General features: G+C 46.1%; 13 protein-coding genes. 4 read left to right on the top strand and 9 right to left on the bottom strand.

Annotation, left to right across the window (positions count from 1 at the left end; translation table 11 throughout):
- Positions 1 to 6: 6 nt before the first annotated feature.
- A complete protein-coding gene (locus K7J14_RS07795; RefSeq protein WP_230755034.1) occupies positions 7 to 1,305 on the bottom strand; it encodes a GGDEF domain-containing protein in 1,299 nt (432 codons plus the stop codon).
- A 6-nt stretch (positions 1,306 to 1,311) separates the two neighbouring features.
- On the bottom strand, positions 1,312 to 2,433 hold the full coding sequence (locus tag K7J14_RS07790; protein WP_230755032.1) for a motility associated factor glycosyltransferase family protein: 1,122 nt from the start codon (positions 2,431 to 2,433) through the stop codon (positions 1,312 to 1,314).
- Positions 2,434 to 2,598: 165 nt separating this feature from the next.
- Between K7J14_RS07790 and K7J14_RS16120 the strand changes: the two genes are divergently transcribed.
- On the top strand, positions 2,599 to 2,721 hold the full coding sequence (locus K7J14_RS16120; RefSeq protein ID WP_269062444.1) for a hypothetical protein: 123 nt from the start codon (positions 2,599 to 2,601) through the stop codon (positions 2,719 to 2,721).
- Positions 2,722 to 2,867: 146 nt separating this feature from the next.
- Here the strand turns inward: K7J14_RS16120 and K7J14_RS07785 are convergent, their stop codons facing one another.
- Genes K7J14_RS07785 through K7J14_RS07775 form a run of 3 tightly spaced genes read right to left on the bottom strand, consistent with a single transcriptional unit; the run spans position 2,868 to position 8,601 of the window.
- Positions 2,868 to 4,376 (bottom strand): motility associated factor glycosyltransferase family protein, encoded by a 1,509-nt coding sequence (locus K7J14_RS07785; RefSeq protein ID WP_230755030.1) that lies wholly within the window; start codon positions 4,374 to 4,376, stop codon positions 2,868 to 2,870.
- Positions 4,376 to 5,329, bottom strand: a complete 954-nt coding sequence (locus K7J14_RS07780) for a hypothetical protein (RefSeq protein WP_230755028.1) — start codon at positions 5,327 to 5,329, stop codon at positions 4,376 to 4,378. Before K7J14_RS07780 ends, K7J14_RS07785 begins: the two co-directional genes overlap by 1 nt.
- 2 nt (positions 5,330 to 5,331) lie before the next feature.
- On the bottom strand, positions 5,332 to 8,601 hold the full coding sequence (locus K7J14_RS07775; protein ID WP_230755026.1) for a hypothetical protein: 3,270 nt from the start codon (positions 8,599 to 8,601) through the stop codon (positions 5,332 to 5,334).
- A 133-nt stretch (positions 8,602 to 8,734) separates the two neighbouring features.
- Between K7J14_RS07775 and K7J14_RS07770 the strand changes: the two genes are divergently transcribed.
- Positions 8,735 to 9,169, top strand: coding sequence for a septum formation initiator family protein (locus K7J14_RS07770; protein WP_230755025.1), 435 nt, complete (start codon positions 8,735 to 8,737; stop codon positions 9,167 to 9,169).
- Here K7J14_RS07770 and K7J14_RS07765 read toward each other — a convergent pair.
- Positions 9,160 to 10,065, bottom strand: a complete 906-nt coding sequence (locus K7J14_RS07765; RefSeq protein WP_230755023.1) for a TP0183 family DNA metabolism protein — start codon at positions 10,063 to 10,065, stop codon at positions 9,160 to 9,162. The genes K7J14_RS07770 and K7J14_RS07765 overlap by 10 nt on opposite strands.
- A 15-nt stretch (positions 10,066 to 10,080) precedes the next feature.
- On the bottom strand, positions 10,081 to 10,548 hold the full coding sequence (gene smpB, locus K7J14_RS07760; protein ID WP_230755021.1) for an SsrA-binding protein SmpB: 468 nt from the start codon (positions 10,546 to 10,548) through the stop codon (positions 10,081 to 10,083).
- A gap of 97 nt (positions 10,549 to 10,645) precedes the next feature.
- Between smpB and lepB the strand changes: the two genes are divergently transcribed.
- Together lepB and hemW are read left to right on the top strand one after the other, a co-directional pair.
- Entirely contained in the window at positions 10,646 to 11,377 is a 732-nt protein-coding gene (lepB, locus tag K7J14_RS07755; RefSeq protein ID WP_269062443.1) for a signal peptidase I, read from the top strand.
- Between the two features lie 9 nt (positions 11,378 to 11,386).
- Positions 11,387 to 12,577 (top strand): radical SAM family heme chaperone HemW, encoded by a 1,191-nt coding sequence (hemW, locus tag K7J14_RS07750; RefSeq protein ID WP_230755019.1) that lies wholly within the window; start codon positions 11,387 to 11,389, stop codon positions 12,575 to 12,577.
- Here the strand turns inward: hemW and K7J14_RS07745 are convergent.
- Positions 12,557 to 15,118 carry a helicase-related protein gene (locus tag K7J14_RS07745; RefSeq protein ID WP_230755018.1) on the bottom strand — a complete coding sequence of 854 codons (2,562 nt, stop codon included), beginning with the start codon at positions 15,116 to 15,118 and terminating at the stop codon, positions 12,557 to 12,559. The two genes, hemW and K7J14_RS07745, sit on opposite strands and share 21 nt — an antisense overlap.
- Positions 15,115 to 16,353 carry a CapA family protein gene (locus K7J14_RS07740; RefSeq protein WP_230755017.1) on the bottom strand — a complete coding sequence of 413 codons (1,239 nt, stop codon included), beginning with the start codon at positions 16,351 to 16,353 and terminating at the stop codon, positions 15,115 to 15,117. Before K7J14_RS07740 ends, K7J14_RS07745 begins: the two co-directional genes overlap by 4 nt.
- Positions 16,354 to 16,366: the final 13 nt, after the last annotated feature.

Raw genomic sequence — 16,366 nt, 5'->3', positions numbered from 1 at the left:
TCGAGTTCAATTCGCTCCTGCGACGAAAGTCCGGTATTTTTCAGGATTCGCCCTAAACGCAACGATTGGAAGGTGAGGCTCTTCAGCCGCTTTTTTCGCGGCGTTGAGAGCTTCGTCAATCATTCTCGAAGCGGGAAGAAGACGGGCTGTTCTTGTCGTTATGCCGATATGAATATGTGCCGAGTATCCCATCTCCAGGAGGATAGAATCGATGTCGGCATAGAGGCTGTCGGCGGTTTTCATAGCTTGGTCCAGGTTCATATTAATCAAAATTCCGGCGAACCCGTTAGATCCGAATTCGAACACCATATCCCTGAAACGGAAAGTATCCAATAAAACCTGTGAAATTTTCTTTGCGAGAAGATCTGTTCGAGACAAAGGATCTACTTGCACGATTATCAGGGAAAGATCCTGTTCAGATGAAGCGGCCCGCACCAGCTCGGCGTCGAGGCGGTCCAGAAGATATTCTTCCCATCCGATTCCGGTCAGAGGAGAGAAAAGGCCTTCGGGAACCGATTCCAATTCGCCGTCTTCGGCATAGGGTACGTCTGACGATTGGAAGCTCGAAGGAGACGGCTCGTCATCCATGTAAGACGATACTTCGTCCGGATTGCTATCGACTATCGCCGTTTCCGACGAATCTCGAGGCGTTTCCGACGTTTCGATTTCGGTTTTTCCTTCGAACGGCGAAGGGCGTAGAAGCGGTTCCTTCTTCGCGGAAAACGCTTCATCGAGAATCGCATCTACCGACTTATCAGTGCTTTTCTTATGTTCTAATTTTGTAGATTGAAGCAAAATAACAATGAGCGTCAACAGGAAAACGGCGAACACTATGAAAAAAGAATTTCTCAAGGAATAAAAGATGTATTGCGATTCAAGCCCTTGCACGAGCGCCGTAAGTGTTACCGCGCCTGAAAATCCGTCGCCTACGTCGACAACAGCGCTGAACGTCCTCGAGAATAACGGCGTATCCGTAAAAGACACTGAACCGTTCATAGTGTAAGTAAATATGTGCGAATCCGCCGGCCAGACAAAAAGAGCTCCTGCGGGAGTGGAAAGCACGAGAGAGCTGAGCAAACGGGATTGCCCGCAAATCTCGGTCATGCGTGCGACGAAATCATCCGACATAAATCCGTTTTGCAAGGCGGCAGAACCCGATTCTCTTGAAATCCAATCGAAACTGCGTTCAGCTTCGTTGTATCCTGTTTTACTGGCAGAAGAGAGGGACATAAAAAACCAGGCAACCGAACCGGCGAGCGCAAGAAATGCAAACGTCGCGTATATCGCAATGAACTTATTCTTCATAATGCATCAAGTATATCTCTCAATCAAATCAAGCGCAAGAATTATCGAGCTCTCTATCGGATCCGGCGCTTTTTTTTCAGTTATTTTAGTATCTCCGAATGATCGAGCCCAAGCAATCAACGGCAACAGGGAACGAAGATACGGATCTTCATGCGAAGAAGATACGGTCAATCTTGAAATGCCCTGCTTAAGAGAAGAAAAAAAACGTTCTTTGCTGAACGGTATAAAACTGTTCTTATTCCAGTCGTGCATTTTTTGAGGATTTTTCGCTGCCTCTTCGTAAGAATCAAGAACAGCAGTCCGATAAGTACGAAGGTTCGAATCGTTCAGCGAGGCGACTTCCGTACGGAACAACAGACCGGTCCACAACGATTCAGAAGGAATCAGTCTAGTCGCTTGAGCTGAAAATTTGTCGTACAGATACGTGCCCCGTGCGTAGGCCTTTCCAAGAGGATAACAAAAATCCGCGCCGGCTAGAACAACGGATGTAAAACCGAGAGAATACGCTATGCTCCTTGCGGCCAATGCGACTGTCCCTGAAGACGTATCGATAGGGGGCAGACTGTTCCGTAAATCCGTCGATTGAATCAGCGGATGGCCGCCGCCGGTTATGAAGCATCTGCATCCCGCTTTTTTCGTTTCGCGCAGGACTCCGGGATTAGCGCACAGATCGACAAAGACGATAGTACTTGCCGGCAATGAATTCATCACATGAGATAGTGATACATTCTGGCCGTCGATGCTTATGAAATAATCCGGTTCTATGCCGGCGTTATCGAGACTGCCCCAAGAAGTATCGGTAGCAAAAATTGCGTAGCGGTCCCGGTTCTCCCTGAGTCGCGGAAGCCATTTTTCCAAACCTGGTCCTGCGGCTGCGATAACGGCCTCTTTTTGTGCGTCGATATGCGGAATGCTATTGTTGCTGGAATCCATCTGGGCGATATTCATCAGAGCGTTTCGAAACCACAACCGGCCGAAATGAGCCTGAACTGAATAATCGGATGATATACGCGCAAGGGCTCCATTGATGCCGTCAAGAGCCGTTATCGACGCTTCAGGGAAGAATTCTTTCCACGAACGAAGAGTTATTAAACGAAACCGGGGCGAAAGGGCGGGAAACCAATGCAAGGGCAAGTCCTCGCATATAGAATCGGCCCGACAGCATACGGATACTCTCGAATTTTGAAGAATATCGGACAAATCAACAAGCGAAAGCAGAGCTTTCCAAACGCATTCATTCGGCTCTACAAGAAGACAACGCGAGCGAGGATGCTTGTCTAAAAAACTGCGAATATGATAGCCGCTTCCGACGCCGACGAAGCAAATAAAAGCGTCTTCGGGAATGTCTTCGATCAAGCGAACAGCTTCCTGCTCAGGATCATAGAGAGAATGCGCAGGACGATTGTTATCGAATAAAACAACCGCAGAACCGCTTTTCGCGGACTTAGTTCCCGAATATCCGTAAAAAACTTCAGTGTTTCGAATTTGGTTCGCAATATCATCGTTTTCTGAAGCTAATGCTGAAATGTTTTTACTGAATAAATCAGTATTCATTGTAGCATTCATACCAATAGCCTCGCGGAGAGTGAATCAATTTCTGTTATTGTCCGGCGAACCATGGATGCAGCTGTTTCATGATACCGTGAAGAATCGCGGGCGCGTGATTCCTTAATCAATCGCAGATATTCACCGAACGAACTAAATTCAATTGCTTCGACAAGCGAGCGATATTCGTCATCAATTTGATTAGAAAACATGATTTCGGTTATGTTAATAGGATCCCCGATGGTCATCAATTGATTCTTCATGCTGTCCAGCAACTCACGCATATTCGAGGCACGTTGCGATTTTGATAAAACAGGTATATAAGAAATCGAGTTACGATTCGCACAGTATTCCGCTTCGCGTGGAAGCGGCGCCTCAACTGATGCAATTCCGGGAATATCGAACGGACATGGACGCAGGCGCTTAAAACGCTTTTTGAAAGATTCATTGCGGGAAGAAAACCATGAGGCGTATGCTTCAAGAGAAAAAGAAGCACGGTTTCGTTCGTAAAGATAAGTTGAAAACGGATTTACGCGGCTTGATTGTCTGGAACGAGAATCGGATGCATGGGGCCGGGCATGGGAAAAGGACAGACCCGTAGACAGGTCCAATCCTGCCGCATACACGGAACCCTCTGTTTGGCGTAGTAAAAAGGAAGCCGCTGTTCCCATAACCGTGCCGTTTCTTTCGGCAGGCTTTGATATAAATCCCGATGACCTAATAATCGAATTTTCAAGACTGGTTCCGAAATTCAGCACCATCACAGGATTCCTTTCAAGCGTTGAAGCGGGAACGGCTGCTTCGAGAGGAATCGCGAGAATCGTGGCTGCAGGAAGATCTTGAAAATGTTCCCGGGCCCAATAACCAGCGTCAGTTGATATGCACATGTCGGGAATCTTTTTGTTGTAGGAGAAAAACGAGAGAGCCGACGCCGTTGAACACAGATATAAGGAATCCGCATATGCAGCGAAAGATTTTTCAAGACTCGGACCTGCGGCGGCCAAAAAAACATCCCTATTCGACAAAGTCGAATCTACTATCGTTTCAATATGCAATGCGTTTTTTAGCATATTTCGAAACCATGCTCTGCCGAAAATTCCTCTAGTTTGAAGCTGGCTTTGCTGGAGCTTTATGAAACCCGCGATTTCAGCCCATACCATTGAGGATTCCCGAGGCCAGAGTGCATCGGCGGGTTTCCACGGAAGAAAAAGCGTTGCAGAAAGCATCTCTTCTGGAATAAGACTCTGAAGAAAAACATGTGTTGAAACAGGATGCGAGGGACGCCAGACATAATCCCACAGCGCATCGGAATCAAGAAACATGTCGTTCGTATACCGCAATACGATAAGGGTTGCGTCCGGAACAAGCTTTCTATATTCGCAGGCAAGCCAAGATTCTCCAGGTTCGGATAGTACAATAAAAAGAGGATTATAGGAGGGAAGGGATTGTCTTGCGTATCGTTCGGCCTCCTGGGCAGGATTATACGCCGAATGGATTCGTTTCGCCGATGATGCTGCCGAGGACATTATGCATCACCATATAAATATCCGTAAATCTTTTCCATATCAGCAACAGAGTCTGAAAACTCAAAATCCAATTTCGAAATACGTTGAATTCCAAAGTTTCGATGAAGGTTTTGCAAAAATCTATTTTTATATAATTCCGAATCGATTTTTTGAGAAGAAAACAACGATATTCGTATTTCAAGGGATTTCTTAACAACCATTATATTAGTTGAACCGGCAATTCTTGAAATATTCATTAGGAGCAGTCTATACAAAGACAGAGAACGGGAGTCCCTGAAGAGATTCTCTTCAGAAACAAAAAGTCGAGACAAATCTATTTTAAGCAAAGTCGACGTCATTCCGGCGTTTACTGCTGAATTAAGGCGGTCTTTTCCCGCTTTTTTCGGCAATCCGCACGTACTGCCTTCCAACAACATATCGAAAAAATGAGGATTCTGATTTATACAGTTACATAACTGTGAAACCAGATCATCCTCAAGAGGAATTTTCAGAGTCTTACGTTGAATTGAGAGGCTGGATGAGCAGAATATGATAAAAACATGAGCATCAGTTATTTGAGAAAGATGAAAAACGAGTAGAGACTCTAAACCAGACCATTCGTGCGAAGAAAAGAACCCCTGAAAAAGAGAAGAATCTTTTTTTGGATCTATTTGAATCCATTCGTTATTTATTGGTTCCGAAAGTCCAAAGATTTTTGGATCAGGATAAAAACGATTAATCGTAGTTAAATCAAATCCTTCGGAAATGATCAAAGACCGAGAAACATCAGTAACTACGTAAATACCAGCTTTTTCCGCATCTGCTTTTCTTAATACAGCAGAGAAGATTGCGTCGAAATTATCGAAGACTGACGATTCTACAATTTTGCGCAACAAGCCGTTTTTTTTTTTCAACGGCTCAGTGCTTTTATCAGTTGCAGTATCTATCGACGCAGCATGGCTAATTAAGCCCATAATCAGGAAATTCCAAGTTCCTCGAACAACTTCTTGTATACTTCGAAATGTTCGGATCGGGCGAATTCCTCGATCTTTTCTTCCGGCAAGCTCTCGAGAAGCTGATCCATATATGAAAGAACGGATTTTATTTCTTCCTTTAATTCAACCGGAAGAGAGTTAACTTCAGTAGGAGGTGATATGTCTTCCTCAGCTGCGGAATCTTTTTCAACGACGATATCTTCGTACACTGGCATTTCCACAGATTCTTCTACCGCTGTTTCGAAGGAGTCCGAATCAGATAGATGAATATCTTCTTCGTTTATTGAAAAATCTTCGATCGATGTTTCATCGGCTTGGCCGAGAGCAGGCTCTTCAATTGATATATCTCCAATATCGTCAGAGAAATCGACAATCTGGTTTTCGGAATCCGCGACGAGATCGGAATCTTCGATGTCTGTAATCGCCAGTTCCTGTTCTTTCGGAAGGTCTGTATCGAAACTCGTCTCAATGTCTGAAAGATCGATATTAAACTCCGTCAGCTCAGGTTCTTCGAGCTTTTCGTCGTCGAAATCGATAATTTCAAGATCAGGTTCCTCAATAGCGACATTATCTAAATCAGGCTCGACAGTACCTTCGCCTTCCAGATAACTGGTGTCGTCCATGAGAGCGTTCACATGGCCAACTTCGACAGGCTCTGGAATTTCAAAGTCTGAACTCTCGAAAATCGAATCGGGAAGGGTTTCTGGAATCTCCTCTTCGTACGATTCCGTTTCTATCTCGAGCCGGTTGTCCTGTGCGGATTCGACGTCATCGGCTTGCCCGGGAGTTGAATCAGAGAAGTCGGTTATTTCGATATTTTCAAGTTGCAATTCCTCCGACGCCGAGGAATCGATGCCGTCGTTTTTCTCTTCAGTAAAATCGGCTGTGATAAGGATGTTGTTCAATTCATCGCCTGTCAGCGCGATTGTTTCATCCGGATCATCGTCCGTAAAGAAACCAGAAGTTTCACCTGTTTTATCCTGCGTTCCGGGGAAGGAAGATTCGGGAGATTCTGCGGAAAGTCCCTTAATTCCAGCTAATTCGTTTTTAAGCGTCGATATTTCGTTTTTTATTGAAGACAACTCGTCAGCGATCTTCATTAATAGTTCAGTCGACCTGTCGGTACCTATCACTGTTTTTTCCTCTGTTTCAGGAGCCATTTCGCTCAGTTCCTGTTCTACAGCGCTAATGTCATCAAAATCAACAGACACTGAATCCTCCAATGTGACTGAATTATCTGCCTGAGGGTAGGATATATCTTCATTGTACCCTGAATTATCCGGAATATCAATAAATTCTTGATTTTCATTCAAAGCGGGAAGTTCCTTGTACTCTCCTTCATCAATTACGTTCGCCGAAAAGGAATCATCAAATGATCCAAAAGGTTCGACAAGCGCTTGTTCCGCAGGTTCATCCGATTGCATCGATTCGACTTCGTCATCGGAGAATACAGGAACTTCATCAAAGGAATTCTCTGGTTCGGAAAAAACAGAGCGCGATCCGACGGTTTCCATTAAGCCGCTTTCAGCGAGCAGAGCGTCGATTTCATCCGAACTGTCGCTTGATTGTGCAGGAGCAAATGCAGAAGCCGCATTGTCGGAACGCGCAACAGGCGATTCGGATTTTCCGGACCCGGTTGAAGAAACAAGAGACACCTGTATGTCTTCATCGCTTTGAGAATCAGCGACTGCTGGAGCTGAGGCATTGAGATCTTCGTCCAATGTTACAGAAAGGTTATACGATTGAGCGGTCTTGCCCGAAAATGAGGGCGAGTCCGAACGTGGCGCTTGAACAGCGGCGTTTTCCAAATCGACCAGCAAATCGTCAAATTCCGTCGTTGACTCCAACGACGGGGAAGAATCATCATGGCTTGCCGAATCGGCGCCCGAGGTCTCTCCCATATCGGGAATGGAATCGAAAAAGGAATCAAAGGCAGACGAATCTCCGCCTGCCCCGGCTGATTCATCAATCATCTCCACGCCGAATTCCAAACTATCATATTCCTGATTCGAGACCGAAGAACCGCTTGCTTTGATTCTATTTGCGTCTTCTATATACGATTCATCAAATTCCAGATCTATTTCCACAGGCTCAGAATCGGTAAAGAGTTTTTCAGTTTCATCCGCCCCGACGCCTCCAGACTCATTGAAGGAATCTATAAAGGAGTCCAGATCGAGATCGTCAATTTCAAGGTCATTTGATGGCGATGGCTTTGATTCTGGCGGAGGTTCAATGCTTCCGGAATTCAAGTCGTCCAGGAAGTCGCTGAAATCCATATCAGAGGGCAGTTCTGCATCCAATTGGGCATGATCGTCGAGCGCGTCTTCGATGGCTTCAACCTGATCGGGCACGACAGGCTCGTCGAGCGCGACTTCGATAGTTTGCACCTGATCGGGCACGACAGGCTCGTCGAACGCGACTTCGATGGTTCCAACCTGATCTGCATTCAACGGCTCGATGACGTCATCATAAACCGGTTCAATGACCGGCTCATCTATTTCAGCCGCAACATCGAACGGTTCGTCTTCAATGATTTGTTCATCGAAGGAATCATCAATTATCGGTATTTCCAGAGAAATCGGAATATCTTCATATGAATCACCGTTTGGCGAATCATCATCCTGCCCAAGATCTTCGGTTTTTATGTCTTCGAATTCAATTTCAGGAAACTCGTCTATAGTTTCAAAAACAAACGGCTCATCAGCCTTATTATCGTCTAATACTGTTTTTTCAAAGTCGGCATCATCGGCAGAATCGAAATCATTGAAGTCTACGTCATCATAGCTTGATGCATCGATAGAAACAATTTTATCCGGCTCAGGAATTGCAAACTCTGTTTCAATAGATGAAACAGGCTCAAAAGATGCTTCTGAAACTGCAGGAGGCGGGGGTACTATCTCTTCAAATTGAATATCCGATTCGTCAAAATCGAATGGTTCATCCTGTATCTCCGCTTGAATCGATCCGGAGTCCGCTTCGTTAGCGAATTGTTCGTCATCCGAGACAGAGATATCTTGTTCAAGCGAATTGAAATCCGGAAAATCCGGCAACTCTGAAAACTGAGATAAATCGTCTACAATGCCTATTTCGGGGTCGCTGACTATAGATTCAACATCGCGAGCAGCGACGCTTACATCCCGGGGCCCGCTTTTTACCCAGACTCCGTACATGTCAAGCGATGCGGAATCCTGCGAAAAATCGATAGGAAATGCGGAGTCCTGGATTTCATCCTTATCAAAATCTGAAGTCATGTGCTTCTCCCGAATCTAGAGTCATTACCCTTAAATATCGGTATTTCCTTACCATATATTTAACTGTATCTTACGGCTTTTGTTTCTGTCAATAAAATTAAAGATTGTCCGGCCGACTTCCGTTATATATAAAATGAAACGTTTTCGATTTATTATTCCCTTTTTTTGCGGGACTTTTGTATATACAGCGTTATTGATGACTGTAGGGCCGAAAGGTTTTCTTCCTATGAGTCATCTTCAAAAAGAAGCCGAAACTATGAAAGAACATATTTCCTCGCTTAAAACCATGAATGAGGAACTTGCAGCGCAGGTAAAAAATCTTTCAGCGAATCCCGACACGATAGCCGTCTATGCCCATGAACTCGGCTATATTGCAGAAGGCGAACGGTTGATTAAACTTTCCGGATTCATAGGCGGAATTGATAGAAACTTGCACCCCGGAACTCTTATAACACGGGTTAAACCGATATTCCTGGAAGATTGGATATGCAAAACAGCCGGTATCGCAACTGGGTTAATGGCCCTCGCCATCAGTATAGTATACTTTCTAAAAAAAAATCAGCGATAAGCTCTCGACCATTCGATTTTTTCCTGTTTCGGCTCCATGGTTAAAATATTCTTTCCGTCATGTTTAATAACGACTCCGAAACTTGTTCCAATCAGTTTTGAATCGTCTTCTGTCGAAAGAAACCTCCATTCCAAGGGAGGTACGATTGAAACAGCCTGGCGGGCGACTGCGTCGGGCAGGTCCAAAAACTGCCGTATATGAACAGAACCTTTTTGCCGGATTATCAACTCATTTTCACCGCGAATCAATTCCAAAGAAATAGATATGCCGCTTTCCAAAACGGCAACGCCCCGACCGCCGCGCAGAATCATTATCTTTTCAATTCCGGATTCCCCTTGCCAGGAACCTGACAGAGAATCGAGATCGGTAACTTTTTTTAGCGAATACGGTTCATCCTGTTTCGGAGCTATGAGCACGTTTGAGGACTGTTGAGTCGATGCAGAAAGAGTTTCGTCCGGAGAAGGAGGGTCGGGAAGAGCGATTGATCGATCAAAGAGATCTCTTACTAATAATCTCGACTCCAATAGAATTTTGTTTGAATTTTCATACACCCTCGAAATGATTCTAGTGGTCTGATCAACACCGCCTTTCAGAACGAGCTCAAGCTTCATACCGTCGGAACGGGAGAGAAGTGTTCCATAAAACAGGAAATCGGAACCTTCCGGAACTGATAAGTCCTCCCGCAACGGTTCGTTACGCAAATCGATGATTCTGTAATTGCGTTGCTCGCGTATGAACGAAAAAACGATGTCGTTGACCGTCTTTACGACGGTTGTTGGAGTATTTTCATACTGTAATGAATACACGGCGACAACAGGCAGACCCTGACCGAATAAATCTGCGTAAAAACAAGCAAAGAGGATAAAAAGTAGTGTGTAAGACTGGGCTCTGGTCATGACCCTCCCGCGAGGTTATCCGTCAATATGCTTGCGGAATTCCCGCTGCATCTCACGTTGAACATCTCGATCACGTATGTCCGAACGTTTATCAAACAACTTTTTACCCTTACAGATACCAAGCTGAACCTTTATTCTGCCTTTTTTTAAATATACATCCAACGGAATCAAGGTGAATCCCTTTTCTTCTACCTTGCGGATCAAACGTTTAATCTCGTCTTTATGCAATAATAATTTCTTTGGCCTGTCAGGATCATGATTGAATATGGAAGAATATACATAGGGCGTTATATGGAAATTCATAAGCCAGATTTCGCCATTTCGAATCTCCGCGAAGGAATCGGGAAAAGAGAGATTTCCGGCGCGAACTGATTTCACCTCAGTGCCTTCAAGAACGATTCCGCACTCTATTGAATCATCGATGGCATAATTGAATCGAGCTTTTCTATTTTGAGCCAGTATCTTTACGGCAGAGTCTTTCATAATTGAAAGATTATAGAAGCCTATCAATAGACTTGTCAACGGAAGGTCTTCATGTTACCATTTAAACACTTTTTTACTAACCAAGCGAGGTACGTATATGCCGGCAAAATGGCATAAATACTCATATTCCGCTCAACGAGACGAGCGCAGGTCTTTGTTATCGATATTCGGAGTTTTTCTGCTTCTCGGAATCGTTTTTTTTGTGATTCATGTGAATTTATTCGCAATGATAGAAATCCATACTTCAGTATTGGAACCGACTTTATCAGAAAGAGACAGAATCATCGCGACGCCGCTCTATAATGGAAGCAATAAAAATACGATTATACCGCTTATTTCTCCGAAAAGAGGGGATCTTGCGGTAATTTCACCGGCTTATCCTCATGAACTTCCGCTGCCGCTTGCGGTTCTCGACTCCGCCGTTGCTTTTTTGTCGCTTCAGAGGTACCATCCATTTCTTTCATCGGATGTACAGGCCGAAAAGTCGCTTGTTCGGAGAATAGTAGGACTCCCTGGTGACGCCATCTACCTTGATAAGGGAGTTCTGCATATCAGACCTGCGAATGCAGCTCATTTTCTCACCGAATTCGAGTTGGCAGAAAGAGACTATGAAGTAATCATACAGAATTTGCCTAAAACCTGGACTAATGATTTGCCGTTTTCAGGCAGTTTTACGGAAATAACTTTGAGCGATTCCGAATATTTCGTGATGAACGATAATCGATCCTTGTACGCCGATTCGCGCATATGGGGGCCGATTTCTGCGGACAGGATTCAGTCGAAAGTTCTTTTCAGATATTGGCCGTTTGATCGCTTCGGGCAGCCGTAACGCAAGCGCATGGATACATCTCTTTACATTCACATCCCCTTCTGTAAAAGCAAATGCGACTATTGCGATTTTTATTCGCTTGATTCAAGAAATCTCGATAAAGACGGCTTCGGTTCGATCGGGAAGAAAGTCGTGGATGCTCTTGGAAGTCAAATTACGGATATCGCCGATACATTTTCCGTTAACTCATGGAAAACAGTGTATATCGGCGGAGGCACGCCGAGCCTTCTTAGCCCGACAGAAATAATCTCTCTCGGCGAGATACTACGAAAAACAATATCGGTAAAACCCTTTACAACGGACGAATGGACAATCGAAGCGAATCCAGAAGACCTTACGAGCGAATGGCTTAATGCATGTACAGAAGCTGGAATTACGCGGCTGTCGCTTGGAATTCAATCCATGGATACCGGAATTCTCAAGTCCGTCGGCAGACGGGGAACGCGAGAAAGCAATTTGAAAGCATTGGAGCTCGTTGCTGCCGCATGGAAAGGGGATGTATCGCTGGATTTAATAGCGGGACTTCCCGGGCAAACACCGGACGGATTACGGCGAGACCTTGATGAGCTGTTCGCGTATAATCCTGATCATTTTTCCTTGTATTCTTTGACCATTGAAGACGGCACCCCGATGGCCAGTAAGAACAAGAGAGGATTGATTCACAATCTTCCCGACGATGATGAAAGCGCGTCAATTTGGATTCAGGGAAGAGATGCCCTAGAAAAAAAGGGCTACCATCAATACGAGGTTTCAAATTTCTCGAAACCTATGAAGGAAAGCATACATAATACCGCATATTGGGAAATGGACGGATGGCTTGCCGCAGGTCCGTCTTCGAGCGCGACGATAATTCGAGCCGATGCGACCGCTCAACGATATACTGTCGAGCGGAATCTGCAAAAATGGCTGAAAAGTCCCTGTTCGCCCGGAGAAACCGAGCTAATAAATCGCAAAGACTTATTTATTGAACATATGTTGATGGGATTCAGGCAAGTTCGGGGATTATCCAGAACTAAAACCTTCGAGAGATTCGGGCTCGATCCCGTGATTTCGCTTAAAGAAACGATCGCGTCCTGGACCGATCGACACCTCCTTCAACCGATCGGCGACAGAATCGCTTTGACCGGAGAAGGACTGCTCTTTTTAAATTCGTTTTTAGCAGACTGCATCGACGAAGTCTCACGCGAAAAAGCTGTTTAATTTCCTGTACATATCGCTGACGACGTTCTTTGATTTATCATCCAAATTCCCGGGCAGCTCGTCGATCAACGCTTCCAGGCTTGATATTGTTTCATTGAGCGCTGTATGGAATCCCCGCGAACATTTGAACCAATACGTTCCGTTTCCGTCATGGAAAAGACAGATAAACCCGAGTTCCTTGCTTTTCTGTTTCGCGACAGCAACATGAAAAAGCCATTTAAGGTTGTCTATCAGTTCAAGAGGCCTCTCGGCGCAGACGAAATTCTCCCTGCGAGGCCAGGACTTCTCGTCTGCTTTCGCCAGATCGAAGGTGGTGGCGATGCGGATGATCAAATCCATTTTTTCGCCGGCCAGAAGCTCATGCGACCCGAGAATAAGCTTTCCTCTGAGACCCGAGATCTGGGCAGTATGCGAATTTGCGGTATCTACGGATTTTAACGCGTTCCGGAACTGCTCAAGCGGCAAAGCCAGCTCTTTTTTCCCCTTTACGCGGGACAGTGCGAAAAACTCTCCGCCGAATGTAACGCCTTCAGTTTCAGCTTTGCCCGAGTCCCTCTGCGTTTCCTTTCCGCCTGCCTTTTTTCCCTTTCTCTGCGTTGACAGGCTTGCGTCGCTTCGCTGATCGACCGTTTTAGAGGCTTTATATCCGCCGGAGAGCTTTTGCGACAAGCCTGGCTGAATGCGTTCTACCTGGGCCTTCGTCAAAGGAGAGACGGACATCGCATACATTCTTGAAGTGCGTACTATCTCGCCGGCTACGATGTATTGCGGATTCTCCCTGTACATGCAGGAACCCGGATGTATTTGAATTCGTTCAGCAGTCAGGCTTCTGAAGGAGTCTTTTCCGTCCCTGATGCAGACGAATTGAACCATGCCTGCAGAAATGCAGGAAAGATATTCATCGGTGGATCCGCCGGACAGAATAGGAATGCCCATATCCGAGACGATCATTTCGAGCTGATCTTTGATATTCGAAATTTCCGCCATAACCCGTTCGTCGAGATAGCTGATTTCGCAGAATTTCGAACGGTTTTTTGCCATTCGATGCATGCGAAATATGCGCAGGAAAGAAACAAAGTCGCCTGATGAATCCCTGAACCCGTGATGCGCTTTTCGAGCCTCCATTTCCTTTCCCTGTGGAAGGATGAAGGGGCTTTGCGCCGAAAGAAACGCAGTCGCTATCAGCACTTCCTCGACCACTGAAGGATATTGCAGCACGGCTTCCACGATAATGCGGGACTGCCTTGGAGGGAGCGGGAAGAGGCACATCATCTCGCCGATTTTGGATAAGCTCCGATCCGGGCCGAGCGCGCCTAATAGGTTCAAAGTTTCTACGGCTCCGATAATCCCTTCCCGGCCGGGAGACGATATGAAGTCGAATTGGTCGAAGTCGGTAATGCCGAGTTCCGCCATCCGGAGCACTACTTCCGAAAGATCGGTGCGATATATTTCCTCGGTCGTATACTGAGGACGGGCTTCGAAGTCGTTGCGCTCGTACAACCGGTAGCAAGTTCCTTCCCTTGTGCGTCCCGCCCGTCCGCGCCGTTGGTTGCAGGAAGCTTTAGAGACGGGAACCTCGACAAGGCTGGAAGTAAAGGTGTGGGGATTATAAAAATTAAGCTTCGCCAATCCGGAATCAAGCACGCTGGTGATCCCGTTGATGGTAACCGATGTTTCAGCGATATTCGTTGAAATGATCATTTTCCGTTTTCCGAACGGAGGCATATCGAAGACCCGCTCCTGTTCTTCTTTTCCCAAGCGGCCGTATAGAGGAAGTATGTACAGTTTTCTATACCAGGGTTCCGCGGACAGTCTTTCGATGCAATTTTTAATGGCTCTCTCTCCGGGAAGAAATACGAGTATGTCTCCCGAGCGGCCGTCGCTTAATATACGCGAGGTTATTTGGGTGATTTTTTCCATGAGCGCTTCTTCGGCCGCGAGACTGCCGCCGGAGACGGGAAGCGCAGGGGGATCGTAAATTACTGTTACCGGATACGTTATAGCGTCTATGCTCACGACGGGACAATTATCGAAATACTCGGAAAATAAGCCGGTGTTAATCGTCGCCGAAGAAACGATAACCTTAAAATCATGACGCTCGGCCAGGACGCGCTTTAACAAGCCGAGAATGAAATCGATGTTCAGGCTGCGTTCGTGGGCTTCATCAACCATGAGAACAGAGTATTTGCTGAGCCATGGATCGAGCTTCATTTCCTGAAGCAAAATGCCGTCGGTCATTATCTTGATTTTGGTAGACGAATCGGTTTTATCCTCGAAGCGCATTTTATAACCGACAAAGCCGGGCATCGGAGTGCCGAGTTGTTTGGAAATGAATTCGCTGACGGAAAGGGCTGCGATGCGCCTTGGCTGCGTAACCCCTATCATTCCATGGGAAGAATAGCCTGCTTCATGCAGGATGATCGGAAGCTGAGTCGTTTTACCGGAACCGGTGGGACTTTCCACGACTATGACCTGGCTTTGCTCAAGCATGTCGAGGATGCGTTTTTTCTGTTGATATACCGGCAGTTCTTGTGGTTTCATTCCATAAGTATAGCCGGTTCAAGCATCAGGGGCAACAACGGAAGATACGAACAAAGAAGGGCGTATCTGTTAGCATAATACTCCCTCCATCTTCGAGTCCGAAGGGATCCGATGAATTCAGGCGTGAACCGCCTGACGACGAAAGACCTGTCTGATTCGATATGCGTTGTAATCGGTATAGCCTGTAAGTCGGCGATTTTAGAAGTATTCTCGCCGATTTTACTCACCGAAATCTTGAGAAGAACCGCGTCACCTGTGTATTCCCGCGCTCCTCCCGGATTTGATAGATCGGGATCCCGCCGCTGCCCGGAGATAAAGTTACCCATTGAATACATGATCAAAGGATTCATAAGCCCCGATCCCGTATCCGCTGTTCTATCCAAAACAGTCCACTCCTGCTGCACATGGGGATGATGGCCCCATAAAATGTCTACTCCCGCATCTACGAGACGCTCAGACCATCTTTTCCGTGATTCGCCGACGTCTCGAACATACTCGCTCTCATGTACATGAAGAGAGAGTATGAAAAGATCGCAGGGATTCTCCTTTTTCCAGAGGGTGATTTGTTGTAAGAATGCTTCACGTTCTTTTTCTGTCGGCGCCACGTAATACACCTTTTTAGAACTGGGATCGTGCGAATTAAGAATTTCGGTAGCTGCAATGAAAACAATCCGGAATCCGTTTTTAGTGATAACAACAGGAGCCATAATGCGGTTCTCGTCGTACAGCCCGGAAAAATATATCGGACCATGGACCGAAGAGAATGACGAAAGGGTTTCGGCGACTCCAGCTAGCCCTTGGTCGTTGGAATGATTATTCGCCAGGGAAAAAACATCAAAACCGGCTTCGACTGCGGCATCCAAATATGATGAATGAACATTAAAACGGGGATAAGTGGAAAGGGGGAGCGAATTCGAGACAGGCGTTTCAAAATTCGCAAAGGTAAGGTCGTCGTTTCGCAATAGAGAAGAGACATCCTGATATATGCGGGAATAATCCGACATGGACCAGTTTTCAGTATGAGCCATGATATCGCCGGCGAACGTGAGCTCGATCGAGTCCGGGAGGGTGGATTCGGTAATTTCTTCTGGGCCGGTTTCAGCCGATGCCTCGCGAAACGATAGGCCGGTTTGCTTGATATCGCCGGGAACTGTGCGGCACGAGGAAAGCGCCGCTAAGGCCAAGGCCGGGACTAGAAAAAGCGTGGTTCGGATCCTGCAGAGGCTGAAAGTCATGATGAAAACAGTT

This window comes from Teretinema zuelzerae, from assembly GCF_021021555.1.
GTDB lineage: Bacteria > Spirochaetota > Spirochaetia > Treponematales > Treponemataceae > Teretinema > Teretinema zuelzerae.
The sequence above is the reverse complement of the archived record's forward strand: the minus strand, read 5'-3'. Positions and strand labels throughout refer to the sequence as shown.